Source organism: Pseudorhodoplanes sp., assembly GCF_035565855.1.
Taxonomy (GTDB): domain Bacteria; phylum Pseudomonadota; class Alphaproteobacteria; order Rhizobiales; family Xanthobacteraceae; genus Pseudorhodoplanes.
In genome coordinates, this window is the sequence record NZ_DATMRX010000358.1 from 1 (window position 1) to 19,546 (window position 19,546).

Sequence of the window (19,546 nt, forward strand, 5' to 3'; positions counted from 1 at the left end):
CGCGACGACATCCGCCCGATGAAACGTGGTGTGGGCCTGAAGCGTTTGCGGCATGTGCCCGCGGACGACCGATTGCCAGTATTCCGATTCATCGACGCTGAAGAACCTGATTGCCGTTCCTTTAGCGGCAAGGTCGAGAGCGGCCCTGGCGATGATGAAGGTCGAATAGCCTCCGCCGAGCTCAACGACGACAGCGGGCCTGCGCCGGACGATCATGCGGTACAGCGCAAAGAGCTGATGATATTTCGGCGCGATCGCGTCTTTCGGATAGCTATCGAACAGCGCGCGCATCCCCATGCGCTCGAGACGGATATGCGCCCATCGGCGCCGGGCCAGTTTGAGCAAGCGACGGGCGATCATGTCGGGGGGGGCTGGGTTCCTGGACTTAAGCGGAGGTTGTCGTCTGCGATATGGCTGGCGCGATCAGCGAACGTACGGACAAGGACTATGACGCGATCGCAAGGATGCCTCACGCCAAGCTGAATTGCACCACGTTGCAGCGTGTGCGGACCCCGGTATGGACACAGAATAAGCCCTCTGCCGACCCGTTTCGTTTTCTCTCGTAAGGCTTGAAAAAGTGAAGGTTTTGGCGAGCCCGCCGGGATTCGAACCCGGGACCTACTGATTAAAAGTCAGTTGCTCTACCGACTGAGCTACGGGCTCCCCGGGAAACCCGAACGGGCCCGGAAAAGCGTATACGGCGCGACGCATCGGTTCAGTCGCGGCACCGCGATGGCGGGCGCAGACATAAGGCCTGTTTCCCGGCGGGACAACGAAAAAGTCTGCCGATCGGGCCTCTTATCCCTGCGGGAGAAATCCGTGCGAGAGGGGCCACGGTCCGGCCGCCCCGGTGCGGCCGGAGCGGCCCCGCCAGCGGCGGTTGCCGGCAACGGCCGGGCAGGATTTACTGGTCCGGACCCTGCCGCAGCCTGTTGCGGCACTCCCGACATCCGGAGCCACATCATGCCGATCGTGAACCGCATTGCCGAATTTCACCCCGAAATCACGGCCTGGCGGCGCGACCTGCATGCCCATCCGGAACTCCTGTTCGACGTGCATCGCACGGCGGCCCAGGTGGCCGAAAAACTCAAGGCCTTCGGCTGCGACGAGGTGGTCCCCGGGATCGGCCGGACCGGCGTCGTCGGCGTCATCAAGGGCCGCAAGGAGGCTGCCGGCGGCCGGGCCAGGGTGATCGGGCTTCGCGCCGACATGGACGCGTTGCCGATCGAGGAGGCGACGGGGCTGCCCTACAAGTCCACGGTGCCCGGGAAGATGCACGCCTGTGGCCATGACGGCCACACCGCGATGCTGCTCGGGGCAGCCAGATACCTCGCCGAGACCCGCAATTTCGGCGGCACTGCCGTCGTGATCTTCCAGCCGGCCGAGGAGGGCGGCGGCGGCGGCAAGGAAATGGTCAATGACGGGATGATGGAGCGGTTCGGGATCGAGGAAGTCTACGGCATGCACAATTATCCCGGCATGCCGGTCGGCCAGTTCGGCATGCGGGTCGGGCCGATGATGGCGGCGGCGGACTACGTCGAGATCGAGATCGAGGGCAAGGGCGCGCATGCGGCCCGGCCGCATCTCGGGATCGATCCGATCCTGGTCGGCGCGCAGATGGTCAACCAGCTGCAATCCATCGTGTCGCGCAACGTCGATCCGCTCGAATCGGGCGTCGTCTCGATCTGCGTTTTCCAGGCCGGCACGACGAACAACGTGATCCCGCAAACCGCAAAGCTCGCCGGCACCATCCGCAGCCTGACGCCGGCGGTGCGCGACCAGCTCGAGCAGCGCGTCAAGGAGATCTGCCAGGGCGTCGCGGCGCTGCACGGTGCGCAGGCGCGCGTGCGCTATCATCGCGGCTATCCGGTCACCGTGAATCACCCCGAGCAAACCGCATTCGCAGCCGAAGTCGCGTCGGAGATTGCGGGTCCCGACCGGGTCGATGAGGATCTGCCGCCGATGATGGGAGCGGAGGACTTTTCCTACATGCTGAATGCGCGGCCCGGCGCATTCATTTTCGTCGGCAATGGCGACAGCGCGGGACTGCATCATCCCGCCTACAACTTCAATGATGACGTGATCCCGGTCGGTTCGTCCTACTGGGTCAGGCTGGTCGAGAAGGCGATGCCGGCCTGACGAGGTGCGCGCGGAGATAGACGCCGCGCGGAGTCACACCAGCATTCCGGGGCGCGCAACAGCCGCCCGGACTCCGCGCAGGCTTACTGCGCGGTTTCCGGCTGTTTTTCTCCCGGTGCCGCAGCCTGAACCTCGGCAATCGCGCTTGCGATCGAGGGCGATGCGATCTCGGCCGGACGCCGCCGCAGCGCGGTGAGGAGCCTCGGCTGAAGCGAAGTCCAGAAGGCGAAATCGTTGATCCGGCGGCCTTCGATGCCGGCGAGCGCCGCCGCCGACAGGAACGGCAGGCTCTGCACCACCAGCACGATCGCGTAGAGATAGATCTCCGTGATCTGCAGCGGATTGTTCGCCACCAGAACGATCGCGCCGATGATCAGGAGCGCGCCGAGCACCAATTCCCAGAACCCGTCGAATTGCACCGGCTTGCGGGCGCGGTTGCCCTTTGCCGTTCGGTTGAAGGGCAGGTGATCCTTGATGACGCCGTCGGCAACCGCGCGCGCGACCGTCAATTGCAGCGCCATCGCCGCGAACACCGCGCCGAGCGTCTGCTTCTTCGGGATCGGCACGCGCAGCCGGTAGAGCACGCTGAAATGCAGAATCGTGACCAGGAAGGACGCGAGGATCGGGATCGTCAGGATCTTGCTCGGGATGCCGATCTCGGCAAAGGCCACCACCGGCACCCAGATCAGGTTGGCCATCGCGACGACCACGCCGAGCGCTTCCGCACCGAGCCAGCTCATCCAGCCGAACAGGAAGGCGCGCTTCTGGTCCCGCTTGAGGTTCGGAACGCCGGGCAGGAAGTAGCGCCAATGCTTCTTGATGATCTGGACGCCGCCATAGGCCCAGCGGTGGCGCTGCTTCTTGTAGGCGCCGAAGGTGTCGGGCAGGAGCCCGAAGCCGTAACGGCGGTTGGTATAATGCGTGGTCCAGCCAAGTTCGAGCAACGTGAGCCCGAGGTCGGTATCCTCGCAGATCGTGTCGCTCGGCCAGTTGCCGGCGGCGGCGAGCGCTTCGCGCCGGATCAGGCACATGGTGCCGTGGACGACGATGGCGTTCTTTTCGTTGCGCTCGACCATCCCGATGTCGAAGAAGCCGGAATATTCGCCGGCCATGGCGTAATGCATGACGCTGCGGTCGCCGTCGCGGTGCTCCTGCGGCGCCTGGACGAGGCCGACCTTCGGATCGGCAAAGACCGGCACGAGGTCCGACAGCCAGCTCGGCGCCACCACATAATCGGCATCGATAACGGCGATGATCTCGGCGTCGGGCGCAGTGTGCTCAAGCGCGATGCGCAGCGCGCCCGCCTTGAAGCCTTCGACCTTGTCTTCGCGCAGGAAGATGAAGCGATCGCCGAGCGTCTTGCAGTGCGCCTCGATCGGCTCCCAGTAGAACGGGTCCGGCGTGTTGTTGATGATCACGACGCATTCGAAATTCGGGTAGGTCAGCCCAGCCACGGCGTCGAGCGTGGCTTTGAGCATCTCCGGCTCTTCCTTGTAGGCCGGGATGTGGATCGAGACCTTGGGCAGGTGGGATTGCGCCTCCGGAGCGAGGGGAGGCGAGTCAACCTGCAGGAGCCGGCGCGGCTTGCGGCCAAAGGCAATCGCCGCGATCTCCTCGATCCTGGTCATGGCAATCGCCACCAGCGGCACAAGGAGGACGCAGCCGAGGCCGAGGGCGAATGCCTCGCCCCACACGAAGTAATGCCCATTCCAGAATGCGAACACCGCGGCGAACCACGCGCCGACGACATGGGCCGCCGTCGCCAGCACGAGGGTCTCGGTCAGCGTCACCCCCATGGTCAGCAGGGGCAGGGAGAACAATACGCCGAGGAGCACCGCAAGCAGGGCAAGCTTGCGGAAATCCGGGTCGAAGATCGGGCCGGTCCAGTTGAACTTCTGCTTATAGGAGGCGTCGAACAGCCCCCAATAGGCGCCGACGCTGCCTTCGGAGATCTTCCACGGCTGATCGAACGCCTCGATGATGTTGTAGTCGGCGCCGATGGCGTTGGCGCGCTCAACGAAATCGCGGATGATGTGGGCCTGCTCGAAGTGACCGGGCGTTGCCATCTTGAAATTGTACCCGGCGCTCGGCCAGCCGAATTCGGCGATCACGATGCGCTTGCCGGGATACATCTCGCGCAGCTGGTTGAAGCCGCCGATCGCCGCATCGACCGCGGACTGATCCGGTGCGCCTTCCCAATAGGGCAGGATGTGGACGGCGATGTAGTCGACGGCGGCGACGAGTTCAGGATGATCGCGCCAGACGCTCCAGATTTCACCGGTCGTCACCGGGACTGAAACCTGGCGCTTGACCTCCCGGATCGCCTTGATCAGCCGCCCGACATTGATCTTTTCCTTGATCCGGGTCTCCTCGGCTTTCGACACCTGCGCGGCCGCGCGAACGAGGGCGACCTCTTCCGGCGACAACGTTTCGTTGTCGAACAGGATCGTCTCACCGCGGTAGATCGCTTCATTGGCGAGAACGAGACCTTCGACGTTGGAATTCTTCCGCGCGATTTCGACGACCGCGTTCAGCTCGGCGGTGTTGCGAGCCCGCTCGGCGAGGCGCTCGCGATAGCGCTTGCCGTTGGACGCATCCGGTCCCTTGCCCTGCCATTCGGCGTCGTCGAGGCTTCCGCCGAGCCAGGCGCCCGCGGTGACCCGCAAGCCGGCCTGCGCGGCAAGCGAGGGCACCATCTCAAGGCCGTTGGTGGATGAGTAAGTGCGCACCGCCCGCGTGTGCGGCGCCAGCATCCGAAGGTCGGACTGAATCTCGTCGATCCCGACCTGCTTATCCGGATGCTTACCGTACGACACGCTTGCCAGCGGACCGTGAATGTCCGGAGCAGCGATGCGTTTTTCGGAAAGGGCCCAGATGCCTGCATGCATGCAGGCTACGAGCGCGACGGCAACCGCGACGAGGCGCATAGAACGCGAAACCGAGCGGGGGCTGGGTGAAGGTCGCCGTCCCGTCCCCTGAGACAAGCGCCTGCTACGACAGTCAGATAGCGCAACAACTTGAATTTTTCAATGACATCGCGGCATGGCGAATTGATGACGCTGACGCCGTTTTGCACGACGTCAACGCTGTCATTGCGTTGTTGTTCCGGACTGCGGTGCAGTTGCCGCCGCTGCCGGCGGGGGCGGAGCCGCTGGATTAACCCAGCATGAATGAACGCGCGCGATAATGTTTTCCTGCGCCTTCGGATCGATCGTCGGACCTTGCTGGACAACGCACCGAAACGCCGCCTGGATATGCCCGCCCGGGCAGCCAAAGCGATCGTACAAATCCATGTGCCGGAAAGCGGTGTCGAGGTCGTCCTGGAAAAGCCGGTGCACGACGCGGCGGCCGACCCAAACGCATTCAGGGTTGCCGGCCGGGCCCGTCATCTGCTTTGAGACTTCGGCAAGATCGTTCAACCGCTGCGCTTCCCGCTTTGCCTGCTCGGCGGCCTGCTGCTTTGCTTTATCGGCCGCTTCATTCTGGGCCGACGCTGGGGTGGAGCCGACCCACATGGCCAAGCAAAGGAGGGGCAGGGCTCGCAGAAAACGGGGTGACATGATGCTAGGACACTCTGGCGCGTTGGCGCGGCGTTGGATGATAAGTTGCGCAGTCTACATCGGAATCCGTCCGCAATGCGGCTCGGAGCCGATCGCTTGAGATTTCCGCCTTTCCTGCGATTTGTCCAGCTTATGCGCGCCCGCGGCGTGCGTTTGACGTCAATCTGCCTGGCACCATGGCCGCGAGCACGATCAGAAGTCGCACAAGCGCATGAGTCATCCCGATGCATGAACGTTCGTTAACCGGGACGCTCCTTCCGGTGATCCTGCTCGTCGCGGTCGCGGGATTGATCGCGCTGTTCTGGTGGTGGCTTGGCCGCGCGGTGCCGATGCCCGTAGGCGCCGGAGCGGCGGGGAAAATCCAGTGCGTCTCGTATGCGCCATTCCGCGGCAGTCAGTCGCCGCTGGAGGCCGGGACGCACATTCCCGCAGCCCAGATCGAGGACGATCTGACCCGTTTGAAGTCGCTGACCGATTGCATCAGGACCTATTCAATTGAGCACGGGCTCGACCAGGTGCCTGAGATCGCGCGGCGTCATGGCTTCAAGGTCATCCAGGGCCTTTGGCTGTCGAGTCATCCGGACAAGAACCGCGAGCAGGTCGAAACCATCGTCCGGCTGACCAAGCAATTCCCCGACGTCATCCAGGCGGTGGTGGTCGGCAATGAAGTGTTGTTGCGCGGCGAATTATCGGCCGAACAGGTCGGCAATTACCTGCGGGAGGTGAAGAGCCGAACCGGCGTTCCGATCACCTATGCCGATGTCTGGGAGTTCTGGCTGCGCAACCGTGATCTCGCTTCGGCGGTCGATTTCGTTACCATCCATATCCTACCGTACTGGGAAGACTTCCCGATCGAGGCTTCGAAAGCTGCCGCACATATTGAATCGATCCGGGAGCGGATGGCGGCGGCTTTTCCGGGCAAGGACATCCTGATCGGCGAGACCGGCTGGCCAAGCGCAGGGCGCATGCGCGAAGGCGCGCTACCCTCGCTGTCCAATCAGGCGCGTATCCTTCACGAGGTTCTCGCGATCGCCAAGCGCAAGGGTTACCGCGTCAATGTGATCGAGGCATTCGACCAGCCGTGGAAGCGGCGGCTGGAGGGGACCGTCGGCGGCTATTGGGGCTTGTTTGACGACGCCACGCGCCAGCCGAAATTCGATTGGGGAAGTCCGGTCTCCGACCATCCGTTCTGGCGTCAGCAGGCGGCCGCGGGTGTTGTGTTCGCGGTCCTGATCTTTGCGGCTGCACTCTGGACGCCACGCCGCGAGACATCGAACGCGGCCTGGGGCGCCGTCGCCGTCATCGCTCTCGTCGGCGGCAGCATGATCGGCTGGGCGATCGAACTTGCATTCTATGAGAGTCTTGGGGCGGGGGGATGGATCAGGTCGGGCGCACTGATCTTCGCTGCGCTTCTGGCGCCCATGGCAAGCGCCATCGTTCTGATCGGCGGCGGACAACTTCCGGCCTTCGCCGACATTCTCGGGGGACGCGGCGAGGCCAGGCGATCATGGGCCGAGTGGGGCGCCGGATTGGCAGCGGTCATTACCACCGTGCTCGCCATCCAGGTAGCGCTCGGACTGGTCTTCGATCCGCGATACAAGGACTTTCCGTTCGCGCCGCTGACGGCGGCCGTCGTCCCGCTGGCGCTCCTTGCATTCGACAGCCGGGGCAAAGGGGCAGCGCTGATGCAGCTCGCCGAGCGCGTCGCGGCCGTCACTTTAATCCTTGCCGCGGTCTACATTCTCTTCAATGAGAGCCTCGCGAACTGGCAATCGGTCTGGCTTTGCGCGCTCCTGACCCTGCTTGCCCTCAGTCTGGTTCGGTTTCGCTGGTCACGGGCCGCGCAAAGCTGAGGATCAGCAAGGCGACCGCCAGCGCCGACAGTCCAACATTATAAAGCACGACACCGAAGGCCGCGGCCGCAAGTCCGAGCGCGAAGAGCGGCACCGTCGGTCGGATCAGGTTGATCGCCGCGGCGCCGAATGCCACCCAGCCGAACACCGAATGATTGAACAGGGTCGTGACAAATGACCGTGTCGCGCAGAGCCATGTCTGCAATCCGCCCTGGCAGGCGAGACCGACACTGGTGAGTTCAACCGCGAGGTAGCGCAGGTAGAGCGCATAGCCGAGCGCGAGGAAGCCGATCACGATCAGCCAATTGCTCTGGCGGGCCGACGGGGCGAACATCGCGCGAGAGATCATGCGCGCAATATGCGCACCGGGCTTGTCGGCGGCAAGGCGCTATCGCAGTGCCAGCCTCTGCCCGTCATAGATCGTGGGCTGGCACGACAGTCCCGCCGCTGCCAGCGATGCGCACAGCCTTGCGGCATCGGCCGCGTTCGCGATCGGGCCGGCCACGAGGCGGAGTTCGACATGCCCGCCACGGCCGTCGCGCACGGCGATCACGGGTTGAAGTCCATCAAGCAGAGCGGCGTGGTTGCGGCGCGCACGATCCCAGGCGTTGCGCAAGACGTTGAGCGACTGGCCGCCGCCTATGTCGACCCCGAATGCCGACTTGACCGCGACCGGCTGCTGCGGCTCGACCGCGGCGTGTGCGAATACCGCCGACGCGGACGACTGGGCCGGCACCGAGGCTGGGGCCGCTACCGCAGGCGGGGGCGTCGACGGTGTGGCGACGACGGCTGTCGCCGATGGCGAGGGGGCCGGCGTCTCTGCCGCAGGACGGGCGGCGGCAAGTTTGCCGATCGAGCCGGTCACGTCTTCATAATTGCGCTCGATGACCGCCATGCGGGCGATCAGGCGATCGCGATCCTCCGTGAGGCTTCGGATCGCCTCGCTCATCCGGCGCGCGTCTTCGATTTGCCGGCGCCGTTCTTTCGCCTGACGGTCTTCGGCCTCGGAATGGCCGGTGAAATATGCGTAGGCCGCCGCCAGACGCGCTTGTGCGGTCTCGGTCCTTGTGGCGAGTGCGACCACGAGGAGGCATGACGCCGCGACGCCGCCCCACAGCCCGAGATGCGCGAATGCGCTGAAATCGGCAGCCGCGTTCCCGGCCGGTTGCGCGGGCGGCGGGCTCGAGGGCTGGGATTTCAGGGTTTCTCTGCGAATCATTGCGGCGAATCCTAGCAGGGAACGATCGGGGGCGGAGCGTCGAGGCGGCTTTTCTGGGCACTCCCGCCGGGCTATGAGGCTCCCCCAGAATGGGGATCGGAATGACGGAACGGACATGTCTGGCGGTAGTCCTTGCGGCGGGCGAAGGCACGCGGATGCGATCCGGCGTGCCGAAGGTGCTGCACCCGGTCGCCAATGAAACGCTGCTTGCGCATGTGTTGCGCGCGGTGGGGGCGGCCGGTGCGTCCGCCTGCGTCGTGGTGGTCGGGCCCGATCACGACGCGGTGGCGAAGGAAGCCGCACGCATTGTCCCGGGCGCCGAGATCGTCAGGCAGATGCAGCGGCTCGGCACCGCGCACGCTGTGCTGGCGGCGCGCGATGCTCTTGCGCGCGGCTTCGACGATGTCCTCGTGGTCTTCGCCGACACGCCCCTCGTTCGCGCCGAGACGTTGTCGCGGCTCCGCGCGGCAATCGCAGATGGCGCCGCGGTGGCCGTTGCCGGCTTCACCCCGGCCGACCCCACAGGTTACGGCCGGCTCATCATCGATGACGGCCGTCTCGTTGCCATACGCGAGCACAACGATGCGACCGAGGCGGAGCGCGCGATCCGCCTGTGCAATGGCGGGCTGATGGCGCTCGACGGACGCGGCGCGCTGGCCTTGCTGGAGCGGATCGGCAATGCCAACGCCAAGAGCGAATTCTACCTGACCGATGCGGTGGCGCTCGCCAACCAGTCCGGACTTCGCGCGGTCGCTGTCGAGGTTGAGGAGGATGATGTGAGAGGCGTCAACACCAAGGCCCAGCTCGCCGAAACCGAAGCTGTCCTGCAGCAGCGTCTGCGGCAAGCGGCGCTCGAAGCGGGCGTCACCATGATCGCTCCCGAGACCGTTTTTCTGTCCGCCGACACCAAGCTCGCGCGCGACGTCACCATCGAGCCCTATGTCGTGTTCGGTCCCGGCGTGACCGTGGAGTCCGGTGCGATCATCCATTCCTTCTCGCATCTGACCGGCGCGCATATCGGCGAAGGCGCCGAGGTCGGTCCTTTCGCGCGGATGCGTCCCGGCGCTCGCATGGGCAAGGGCGCGAAGATCGGCAACTTCGTGGAGTTGAAGGCAGCCGTGCTCGAGGACGGAGCGAAGGCCAATCATCTCGCCTATATCGGCGACGGACGGGTGGGCGAACATGCCAACATCGGAGCCGGCACCATCTTCTGCAACTATGACGGATCGGCGAAACACCGGACCGATGTCGGAAAAGGGGCGTTCGTCGGTTCGAATTCCGCGCTCGTTGCACCTGTGACGATCGGCGAGGGCGCCTATATCGGGTCCGGTTCGGTGATCACCGAGGATGTGCCGGCCGATTCGCTCGCACTCGGACGGGTGCGTCAGGTCATTAAGGAAGGGTGGGCCTCGCGCTTGCGCAGCCTGAAGGCGGCAGGCAAAAAGGACCGCGGCTGACCATCCGCCATCCTGCATCCCGGTTACAGGCCGAAACGCATTGTGATTTCCGCGGGTCGGGGGATGATTGTCTAACGGCCACCGGGGCTAATCGAGGTTATCGGGCGGGGGATTCGGCGCTCAATGTGTGGGATTGTCGGAATTCTCGGGCGTGAGCCGGTCGCGGGCCTGCTCGTCGACGCGCTGAAGCGGCTGGAATATCGCGGCTACGATTCTGCCGGTATCGCCACCGTCGAGAATGGCCATCTCGAACGCCGCAGGGCCGAAGGCAAGCTGAAGAACCTGCAGGACAGGCTCGGACGCGAGCCGCTGTCCGGTCGTGCCGGGATCGGACATACCCGCTGGGCGACGCACGGCAAGCCGACCGAGAACAATGCGCATCCGCATGCGACCGATCGCCTCGCGGTCGTGCATAACGGCATCATCGAAAATTTCCGCGAGTTGCGCGAAGAGCTGCAGGCGCAGGGCGCGCATTTCAGCACCGAAACCGACACGGAAGTCGTCGCTCATCTCGTCACTGCCGAGATGAAGAATGGCAAGTCGCCGGTTGAAGCGGTGCGCGCGGCGCTGCCGCGCCTGCGCGGCGCCTTCGCGCTCGCCTTCATCTTCGCCGGCGAGGACGATCTCATGATCGGCGCGCGCAAGGGATCGCCGCTCGCAATCGGTCACGGCAGCGGGGAGATGTATCTCGGGTCCGACGCGCTGGCGCTGGCTCCCTTCACCGACACCATCTCCTATCTCGAGGAAGGTGACTGGGCGGTGGTCCGGCGCGGCGACGTTCAGATCTTCGACGAGGCCGGTCACCCCGTGCAGCGCGCCCAGGTCAAGACGACCGGCTCGGCCTTTCTCGTCGACAAGGGCAATCATCGCCACTTCATGGCGAAGGAGATCCACGAACAGCCGGAAGTGGTCGCGCATACGCTGTCGCATTATCTCGACATGGCAAATGAGCGCGTCGCCTTGCCCGCGGCGCTGCCGTTCAACTTCAAGGATCTCGATCGCGTGTCGATCTCGGCCTGCGGGACCGCCTATTACGCGGGCCTCGTCGCGAAATACTGGTTCGAACGCTACGCGCGCCTTCCCGTCGAGATTGATGTGGCGTCGGAATTCCGTTACCGCGAAGCGCCGCTGCGCAAGGGCGATCTGACCATCGTGGTTTCGCAATCCGGCGAGACAGCCGACACGCTCGCCTCGCTTCGCTATGCCAAGTCCCAGGGACAGCACGTGCTCGCGGTGGTCAACGTGCAGACCTCCACGATCGCGCGTGAAAGCAGCGTCATCATGCCGACGCTTGCCGGTCCCGAGATCGGCGTTGCGTCGACGAAAGCCTTTACCTGCCAGCTCGCCGTTCTCGCCTGCCTCGCCATCGCCGCGGGTCGCGCGCGGCAATGTCTGAGCGAAGCAGAGGAACGCGAGCTGGTGCACGCCCTGATCGAGGTGCCGCGGCACATGAACGATGTGCTCAAGCTCGAGGGCGACATCGAATTGCTGGCGCGCGACATCAGCAAGAGCCGTGACGTGCTCTATCTCGGGCGCGGCACGAGCTACCCGCTCGCGCTCGAAGGCGCGCTGAAGCTGAAGGAAATCTCCTACATCCACGCCGAAGGCTATGCGGCGGGCGAACTCAAGCACGGACCGATTGCGCTGATCGACGAGACCATGCCCGTGATCGTCACGGCGCCTTATGACCAGGTGTTCGAAAAGACGGTGTCCAACATGCAGGAGGTGGCGGCGCGGGGCGGCCGAATCATCCTCCTGAGCGACCCGAAGGGAACGGTCGCCGCGGCGATGCCGGGGGTGACCACCATCACCCTTCCGGACATGCCGAACTCGGTGACGCCACTCGTTTATGCGCTGCCGATCCAGCTTCTGGCCTATTACGCGGCCGTGGCGCTTGGCACCGACATCGACCAGCCACGAAATCTGGCGAAATCGGTCACGGTTGAATAATCAGCCACACCATCGCCGCAAAGCGCCGCGACTTGGGCTATATAGACCGAACAGAGGCGGCGTTCCGCCGCCCAAGCGCCGCGAATGACCGACACGCCTCCTGATATCATCGAGACCGATCTGCCGCCGCATGGCCTCGGCGCCCGGTTGCGCAACTATCTCCTGACCGGCCTGATCGTCGCCGGGCCGGTCGCGGTCACGATGTGGCTGATCTGGACTTTCGTCACCTGGGTCGATGGCCTGGTGCGCCCGCTGATCCCGGAGACCTACCGCCCGGAAACCTATCTGCCGCTAAACATCCCCGGATCGGGTCTTGTGATCGCGGTCGTTGCGCTGACGCTGCTCGGATTTCTCACCCACAACCTTGTCGGCCGGACGCTGATCCAACTCGGCGACCGTCTGATCGACCGGATGCCGATCGTGCGGCCGATCTACAAGACGGTGAAGCAGGTCTTTCAGATGCTGTTCTCGAAATCCGGCAACAGCTTCCGCAAGGTTGGCCTTGTCGAATTTCCGGCGCCGGGGATGTGGTCGCTTGTCTTCCTGTCCCAGCCGCCGAGCGCCGAGGTGGCGAAATGCCTGCCGGGCGACGACGATCAGATATCGGTATTCCTGCCGTGCACGCCAAATCCGACGACCGGCTTCTTCTTTTATGTTCCGCGCAAGAATATCATCGAGCTTGAGATTCCCGTCGAGCAGGCTGCGACCCTGATCATGTCGGCCGGCATGATCCAGCCGGGCGCTGCGCCCGACGAAAGCCAGAAGGGATTTGCAGCGCTCGCTGCGGCCGCGCGAACCGCTCAGTCGGTTCGCAACGACAAGGAGAATGCTGCGTAACGCGCGTTCGATTATTCAACGGGGAGACGGGGCGATGAATTTCGGTGAGGCGATTACTTCCGGCTTTCAGAACTACGCGAACTTTTCAGGACGCGCCCAGCGTTCGGCCTTCTGGTACTGGGCGCTGTTCTGTTTCCTGGCGGGGCTCGTTCTCGGCGTCCTCGACTATAGTATCTTCGGAGATGGCGCGCCGGTGCTCCAGGGCCTGTTCGGCCTTGCAACGCTGATCCCCAACCTCGCTGTCGGCGCGCGACGCCTGCACGACATCGATCGCTCCGGCTGGTGGCAGCTTTTGCACATCATCCCGCTGATCGGCACCATCGTGCTGATCGTGTGGTATGCGTCGCGCGGCAAGCCGGGGCCAAACCGGTTCGGTCCGAACCCGCTCGGCGAATAAGTCAGCCGGCGTCGACGAGCCTGATCGCGTCGTCGCGCTCGAACAGATAGAGCAGCACCCGCAGGGCCTTGCCGCGCTCGCTTGCGAGCGTGGCATCGCGCGACAGGATGAGCCGCGCGTCATCGCGGGCCGCTGGCAACAGATGTCCGTGCGCTTCGGGCGAGGCGATGCGGAAGCTCGGCATGCCGCTTTGGCGCGTGCCGAGCACGTCGCCTTCGCCGCGCAGTTTCAGATCCTCCTCCGCGATCCGGAAGCCGTCTTCGGTTTCTCGCATGATGGCGAGACGCGCTTTGGCGGTCTCGCCAAGGGGCGCGCGATAGAGCAGGAGACAGGTGGATTTGCCGTGGCCGCGTCCGATCCGCCCGCGCAGCTGATGAAGCTGGGCGAGCCCGAAGCGCTCGGCATGCTCGATCACCATGACGGTCGCTTCCGGAACGTCGACGCCGACCTCGATCACCGTGGTCGATACGAGGAGCTGCGATTCTCCGACGGAAAACCGCCGCATCGCCTCGTCCTTTTCCGAGCCGCGCATCTGCCCATGCACAAGATCGACGGCGCGGCCGAACCGCTTGCGCAGCGCCTTGAACCGATCCTCGGCAGCGGCGAGGTCGCCGGTTTCGGATTCGGCAACCAGCGGACACACCCAATACACGCGCTGACCGTCCTTGAGCGCCCGGCCGACGGCGTCGACCACCTCGTCGAGCCGCTCGAGCGGGATGGTCCGCGTATCGACCGGCAGCCGGCCCGCCGGCTTTTCCCGCAATTCGGAAATGTCCATGTCTCCGAAATAGGTCAGGACCAGCGTGCGCGGGATCGGTGTCGCGGTCGTGACCAGCATGTCCACCGCTTCGCCCTTGTTCACGAGCGCGAGGCGCTGATGCACACCGAACCGGTGCTGCTCGTCGACGATCGCGAGCGCAAGATCGCGGAATGTGACGTCGTCCTGGAACAGCGCATGCGTGCCGACGAGGAAATGCACATCGCCGGACTCGAGCCGCTCAAGCAGAACCGCACGATCCTTGCCGCGCTCGCGGCCGGTGAGAAGATCAGCTCGGATGCCGACCGTCGCCGCCAGAGGCGCGATGGTGTTGAAATGCTGACGGGCAAGGATCTCGGTCGGCGCCATCAAGGCCGCCTGGCGTCCGGCCTCGATGACCGCCGCGGCCGCGAGCAGCGCGACGACGGTTTTTCCTGAGCCGACATCGCCCTGCAGAAGCCGCACCATCCGCTCGGGCTTGCCGAGATCGGCGACGATGGCATCGAGGGCGCGATGCTGGGACAGGGTCAGCGAATAGGGCAGGGCTGCGATGATCGCCCGCCGCAGATGGCCGTCGCCGGCGTTGGCGCGGCCGGCGCGCTTGCGATTATGAGCCCGCATCAGGCCGAGCGCGAGCTGGCTTGCGAGCAATTCGTCATAGGCGAGGCGGGTATGGGCGCCACCTTGCGGCGCGATATCGTCCAGCGCTTCGGGCCGGTGCAGCTTGCGCAAAGCCGTGCCGAAATCCGGGAAGCCATTCTTTGCGAGGAAGGCCGCGTCCTGCCATTCCGGCAACACCGGAATCCTGGACAGCGCGCTATCCATCGCTTTCACGATCATGTTCGCCGTAATGCCCTCGGTCAGCGGATAGACCGGCTCGATCATCGGCAGGACGGCAAGGCCCTTCTCGTCGACGACGCGGTCCGGGTGGACCATCTGCAGCATGCCGTCATAGAGAGCGGTCAGGCCGGAGACGTAACGGGTCTCGCCGACCGGAAAGAGCTTCTCCAGATACTCCTTGCGCGCGCGGAAATAGGTGATGACAAGGTCGCCGGTGTCGTCGCTCGCATAGATAAGATGCGGGGCGCGGTCGCGACCGGGCGGCGCCGGCCGATGCCGGTCCACCGTCACCTTGACGGTCACGACCGTGCCGGGCTCCACCTCACGCAGTTTCGGCCGCGCCCGGCGATCGATGGCGCCCGTCGGCAGGTGAAACAGAAGGTCGACGATGCGCGGCTCGTCGTCCCGGCCGAGCAGCCGCCGATAAAGCTTCTCGAGCTTCGGACCGATGCCGGGAAGCGTCGTGATCGCCGCGAAAAGCGGATCGAGCAGGGTGGGCCGCATGGCCTATCGATATCCCAAACACAACGGGCTGACAGCCGCTCTCTCAGCGCCTATATACGCGCGCCCGGCCCGTCCGGGCTTTTGGCGTTGCGGGTGATGAATGACAGGGTCGACACGATCGAGCGAAGGGTTGAGCGAACGTCAGCGGCGGCTGCTGTTCCGGTCCTGGCATCGCGGGATTCGGGAAACCGATCTCCTGCTCGGCCGTTTTGCCGATGCGCATATCGCCGACCTGTCCGATGGCGAACTCGATCTTTATGAGCGGCTGCTCGACGTGCCGGACCACGATCTTTACGTCTGGGTGACCGGCGAGGCGGCCATCCCGCAGGAATACCAGTCGGAGCTGCTGACGCGCATCGTGCGGTTCCACAACGAAGGCCGCCGCTGATGTCGTTCTCTCCGGCCGAGCTTCTGAAAAGCGGCAAACCGCTGACGTTGTCGGGTGTCGCCGATGGCGCCGAGGGCATGGTGGTGGCCGATCTCGCGCGGGCCGTGGCGGCGGGACGCGAGCCGCCCGCGGTCAGCCTTCTGGTGGTGTGCCGCGATGGACCGCGTATGGCGGCGCTGGCGCGGGGCCTTTCCTTCTTCGCCCCGGAGGTCGAGCGGCTGGAATTCCCGGCCTGGGATTGCCTGCCTTACGACCGCGTGTCGCCCCATGCCGGTGTGCTGGCCCAGCGCATGACCACGCTGTCGCGGCTCGCCAATGTCGAGGCGCGCGACAAGCCGGCGGTGGTCCTCACCACCGTCAACGCCATCCTGCAGCGCGTGCCGCCCCGCACGATGGTCATGGGGCAATCGCTGTCCGCGGCACCGGGCAATGTGCTGTCGATGGAGCGGGTCGCGAGCTGGCTCGAGCTGAATGGCTATACCCGCGCCTCCACCGTGCGCGAACCCGGCGACTACGCCTTGCGCGGCGGCATCCTCGATTTGTTCGCGCCCGGCATGGCCGAGCCGGTCCGGCTCGATTATTTCGGCGATCAGATCGAGAGCATCCGCGCTTTCGATCCGGAGACCCAGCGCACCCAATATGACCTGCGCGCGCTGGATCTCGTTCCGGTCGCGGAATTCCAGCTCACGACCGAGACCATCCGCCGATTCCGGCTGGGCTATGTCGAGGCCTTCGGCGCGGCGACGCGCGACGATCAGCTCTATGAATCGGTGAGCGAAGGCCGGCGCTATCCTGGCATGGAGCATTGGCTGCCGCTGTTTCACGATCATCTCGACACGCTGTTCGATTATCTCGACCGCACGCCTGTCGTGATCGAGCCGCTCGCCGACGATGCGGTTCAGGAGCGGATTGCGCAGATCGCCGACTATTACGAGACCCGCCAGAACGCGCCGCAGGGCGTCGGCGGCGTCCCCTACAAGCCGCTGAAGCCGGAGCGACTCTATTTCACCGCCGATGAATGGAAGGCGCAGCTGGCCCGCCTGAAGCTCGCGCGGATGACGCCCTTCGCGGTGCCCGAGAGCTCGGATGCGGCGGTCGTCGATATCGGCACCAAGCAAGGTCACAATTTCAGCGCCGAACGCGCCGAAGCCGACGGCAATGTGTTCGACGCCGTGACCAGGCACGTCGCCGCCCTGCAGAGAGACGGAAAGCAGGTGGTCATCGCGCTGTGGAGCGATGGCGCCCGCGATCGCATGAGCCATGTGCTGCGCGACCACGGGCTGACGAACCTTGCCAATGTCGGCTCTTGGCAGGAGGCGCTGACCCGGCCCAAGATCGAAGTGTCGCTGGCTGTCCTTGGCTTGGAGTCCGGTTTCGAGACCGCGCAGGCTGCGATCATCGGCGAGCAGGACATTCTCGGCGACCGGCTGGTGCGGCCGCGCCGTGCATCCAAGAAGGCCGAGAATTTCATCGCCGAGGCGACCTCTCTCTCGGCCGGCGATCTCGTGGTCCATGTTGACCACGGCATCGGGCGCTTTGTGGGTCTTGCGACGATCGAAGCGGCCGGTGCGCCGCATGACTGCCTCGAATTGCATTACGCCGGCGGCGACAAGCTCTATCTGCCGGTGGAAAATATCGAGCTGTTGTCACGATACGGCTCCGAAGATCTTGAAGTCGATCTCGACCGTCTCGGCGGCACCGCCTGGCAGACGCGCAAGGCGCGGATGAAGAACCGCATCCGCGAGATTGCGCATGAACTGATGAAGGTCGCCGCCGAGCGCAAACTCCGCGAGGCGACGAAGCTCACGGTGCCGGCGGGCCTCTATGATGAATTCTGCGCCGGTTTTCCCTACGAGGAGACCGAGGATCAGCAGAACGCCATCGACGCCGCGCTGGAGGATCTCGCCTCCGGCCGCCCGATGGACCGGCTGGTCTGCGGCGATGTCGGCTTCGGCAAGACCGAGGTGGCGCTGCGTGCGGCTTTCGTGGCCGCCATGGCCGGCAAGCAGGTCGCGGTCGTGGTGCCGACCACCTTGCTTGCGCGGCAACACTACAAGACCTTCACCGAGCGCTTTCGCGGCTTCCCGGTGAAGATCGGCCAGGCTTCGCGCCTTGTCACCTCCGCGGAGCTCGCGCAGACCCGCAAGAACCTGGCGGAAGGTACGCTCGACATCGTCGTCGGCACCCATGCCTTGCTCGGCAAGAACGTGAAATTCAAGGATCTCGCGCTTGTCATCGTCGACGAGGAGCAGCATTTCGGCGTAGCGCACAAGGAGAAGCTGAAGGCTCTGCGCGCCGAAGTCCACGTGCTGACGCTGACCGCAACGCCGATCCCGCGCACCCTGCAACTTGCATTGACGGGCGTGCGCGACCTTTCGCTGATCGCGTCGCCCCCCGTCGATCGGCTGGCGGTGCGAACCTTCGTCTCGCCGTTCGATCCGGTCGTTGTCCGCGAGGCGATCCTGCGCGAACGCTATCGCGGCGGGCAAAGCTTCTATGTCTGCCCGCGGATCGAGGATCTTGCCGGCGCGAAGGAGTTTTTCGACAAGACCATCCCCGAGGTGAAGGTCGCGGTAGCCCATGGCCAGATGCCGGCGACCGCGCTCGAGGACATCATGTCGGCCTTCTATGATGGCAAGTTCGATGTCCTGATCTCGACCACGATCGTGGAATCCGGTCTCGACATTCCGAGCGCCAATACGCTGATCGTGCATCGGGCCGACCGCTTCGGTCTCGCGCAGCTCTATCAGTTGCGCGGACGAGTGGGACGTTCGAAGATCCGCGCTTATGCGCTGTTCACATTGCCCGCGGAAAAGCGCATCACTGCGCAGGCCGAACGGCGGCTCAAGGTCCTGCAGTCGCTCGACACGCTGGGCGCAGGCTTCCAGCTTGCCTCGCATGACCTCGACATTCGCGGCGCCGGCAATCTCCTCGGCGAGGAGCAGTCGGGTCACATCAAGGAAGTCGGCTTCGAGCTTTACCAGCAGATGCTGGAGGAGGCGGTCACCGCGCTCAAGGCCGGCATTTCCGAGCCGGTGGCGGATCAATGGTCGCCGCAGATCACCGTCGGCACGCCGGTGCTCATTCCCGAAGACTACGTCGCCGACCTGTCCGTGCGGCTCGGTCTGTATCGTCGGATCGCGACGGTCGAGAACGAGCAGGAGGTCGAGGGCTTCGCTGCCGAGCTGGTCGACCGCTTCGGACCGCTGCCGGAAGAGGTCAAGCATCTGATGCAGATCGTGGTGATCAAGTTGCTGGCGAAGCGCGCCAATGTCGAGCGGATCGACACCGGCCAGAAGGGCGCGGTGCTGCAATTCCGTGACAACAGCTTCGCCAATCCGGAAGGGCTGATGCGTTACATCACCAGCCAGGCGCCGATCGCCAAGGTGCGTCCGGACATGAAGGTGGTGTTCCTCGACGATTGGCCGAAGCCGGTGCAGCGGCTGCTCGGCACCACGAAGATCCTGCGCAATCTGGTGAAGATCGCCGAAGGCAAGAAGGCGGCTTGATGCGAATGCACGCAGCGAAAGCAAATCCACTTTCATCCTGAGGAGGCTGCGAAGCAGCCGTCTCGAAGGATGAGGGCGGCCGAAAGGATTTCACCCCGCAGCGTTCTGCTGTCGCTCTTCGGCAATCTTGCGAATG

The 19,546-nt window shown here is 64.7% G+C and carries 15 protein-coding genes and 1 tRNA gene; 10 read left to right on the plus strand and 6 right to left on the minus strand.

Annotation, left to right across the window (positions count from 1 at the left end; translation table 11 throughout):
- Together VN004_RS20425 and VN004_RS20430 are read right to left on the minus strand one after the other, a co-directional pair.
- The coding region (locus VN004_RS20425) for a hypothetical protein (RefSeq protein ID WP_325614013.1) at positions 1–360 on the minus strand (360 nt) is incomplete at its 3' end.
- A gap of 227 nt (positions 361–587) precedes the next feature.
- Positions 588–663, minus strand: a tRNA-Lys gene (locus VN004_RS20430).
- 300 nt (positions 664–963) lie between these two features.
- Here VN004_RS20430 and VN004_RS20435 point away from each other — a divergent pair.
- Positions 964–2,139, plus strand: a complete 1,176-nt coding sequence (locus tag VN004_RS20435) for a M20 aminoacylase family protein (protein ID WP_325614014.1) — start codon at positions 964–966, stop codon at positions 2,137–2,139.
- Positions 2,140–2,222: 83 nt separating this feature from the next.
- On the opposite strand, the gene VN004_RS20440 is transcribed toward VN004_RS20435, so the two are convergent.
- Positions 2,223–5,066, minus strand: coding sequence for a glycosyltransferase (locus VN004_RS20440; protein ID WP_325614015.1), 2,844 nt, complete (start codon positions 5,064–5,066; stop codon positions 2,223–2,225).
- Between the two features lie 26 nt (positions 5,067–5,092).
- Here VN004_RS20440 and VN004_RS20445 point away from each other — a divergent pair, with 26 nt between their 5' ends.
- From VN004_RS20445 to VN004_RS20455, 3 genes are all read left to right on the plus strand, one after another.
- A complete protein-coding gene (locus VN004_RS20445; protein WP_325614016.1) occupies positions 5,093–5,299 on the plus strand; it encodes a hypothetical protein in 207 nt (68 codons plus the stop codon).
- Between the two features lie 10 nt (positions 5,300–5,309).
- The gene (locus VN004_RS20450; protein ID WP_325614017.1) at positions 5,310–5,537 is read left to right on the plus strand and encodes a hypothetical protein; all 228 of its coding nucleotides are present in this window, start codon (positions 5,310–5,312) and stop codon (positions 5,535–5,537) included.
- A 386-nt stretch (positions 5,538–5,923) separates the two neighbouring features.
- Positions 5,924–7,552, plus strand: a complete 1,629-nt coding sequence (locus tag VN004_RS20455) for a beta-(1-6) glucans synthase (protein WP_325614018.1) — start codon at positions 5,924–5,926, stop codon at positions 7,550–7,552.
- Here the strand turns inward: VN004_RS20455 and VN004_RS20460 are convergent.
- Both VN004_RS20460 and VN004_RS20465 read right to left on the minus strand, forming a co-directional pair.
- Positions 7,509–7,898, minus strand: a complete 390-nt coding sequence (locus VN004_RS20460; protein WP_414710370.1) for a hypothetical protein — start codon at positions 7,896–7,898, stop codon at positions 7,509–7,511. The two genes, VN004_RS20455 and VN004_RS20460, sit on opposite strands and share 44 nt — an antisense overlap.
- Positions 7,899–7,940: 42 nt before the next feature.
- Positions 7,941–8,771 (minus strand): hypothetical protein, encoded by an 831-nt coding sequence (locus VN004_RS20465; protein WP_325614020.1) that lies wholly within the window; start codon positions 8,769–8,771, stop codon positions 7,941–7,943.
- A 101-nt stretch (positions 8,772–8,872) separates the two neighbouring features.
- Here VN004_RS20465 and glmU point away from each other — a divergent pair, with 101 nt between their 5' ends.
- The 4 genes from glmU (at position 8,873) to VN004_RS20485 (ending at position 13,412) form a co-directional block, all read left to right on the plus strand.
- A complete protein-coding gene (gene glmU, locus VN004_RS20470; protein WP_325614021.1) occupies positions 8,873–10,228 on the plus strand; it encodes a bifunctional UDP-N-acetylglucosamine diphosphorylase/glucosamine-1-phosphate N-acetyltransferase GlmU in 1,356 nt (451 codons plus the stop codon).
- Between the two features lie 123 nt (positions 10,229–10,351).
- Positions 10,352–12,178, plus strand: coding sequence for a glutamine--fructose-6-phosphate transaminase (isomerizing) (gene glmS / locus VN004_RS20475; protein WP_325614022.1), 1,827 nt, complete (start codon positions 10,352–10,354; stop codon positions 12,176–12,178).
- An 84-nt stretch (positions 12,179–12,262) separates the two neighbouring features.
- The gene (locus VN004_RS20480) at positions 12,263–13,015 is read left to right on the plus strand and encodes a DUF502 domain-containing protein (RefSeq protein WP_325614023.1); all 753 of its coding nucleotides are present in this window, start codon (positions 12,263–12,265) and stop codon (positions 13,013–13,015) included.
- A gap of 34 nt (positions 13,016–13,049) precedes the next feature.
- On the plus strand, positions 13,050–13,412 hold the full coding sequence (locus VN004_RS20485) for a DUF805 domain-containing protein (protein WP_325614024.1): 363 nt from the start codon (positions 13,050–13,052) through the stop codon (positions 13,410–13,412).
- A gap of 1 nt (position 13,413) precedes the next feature.
- On the opposite strand, the gene recG is transcribed toward VN004_RS20485, so the two are convergent.
- A complete protein-coding gene (gene recG, locus VN004_RS20490; RefSeq protein WP_325614025.1) occupies positions 13,414–15,513 on the minus strand; it encodes an ATP-dependent DNA helicase RecG in 2,100 nt (699 codons plus the stop codon).
- A gap of 130 nt (positions 15,514–15,643) precedes the next feature.
- Here recG and VN004_RS20495 point away from each other — a divergent pair, with 130 nt between their 5' ends.
- Both VN004_RS20495 and mfd read left to right on the plus strand, forming a co-directional pair.
- A complete protein-coding gene (locus tag VN004_RS20495) occupies positions 15,644–15,901 on the plus strand; it encodes a succinate dehydrogenase assembly factor 2 (protein ID WP_414710369.1) in 258 nt (85 codons plus the stop codon).
- On the plus strand, positions 15,901–19,410 hold the full coding sequence (mfd, locus tag VN004_RS20500; RefSeq protein WP_325614027.1) for a transcription-repair coupling factor: 3,510 nt from the start codon (positions 15,901–15,903) through the stop codon (positions 19,408–19,410). Before VN004_RS20495 ends, mfd begins: the two co-directional genes overlap by 1 nt.
- Positions 19,411–19,546: the final 136 nt, after the last annotated feature.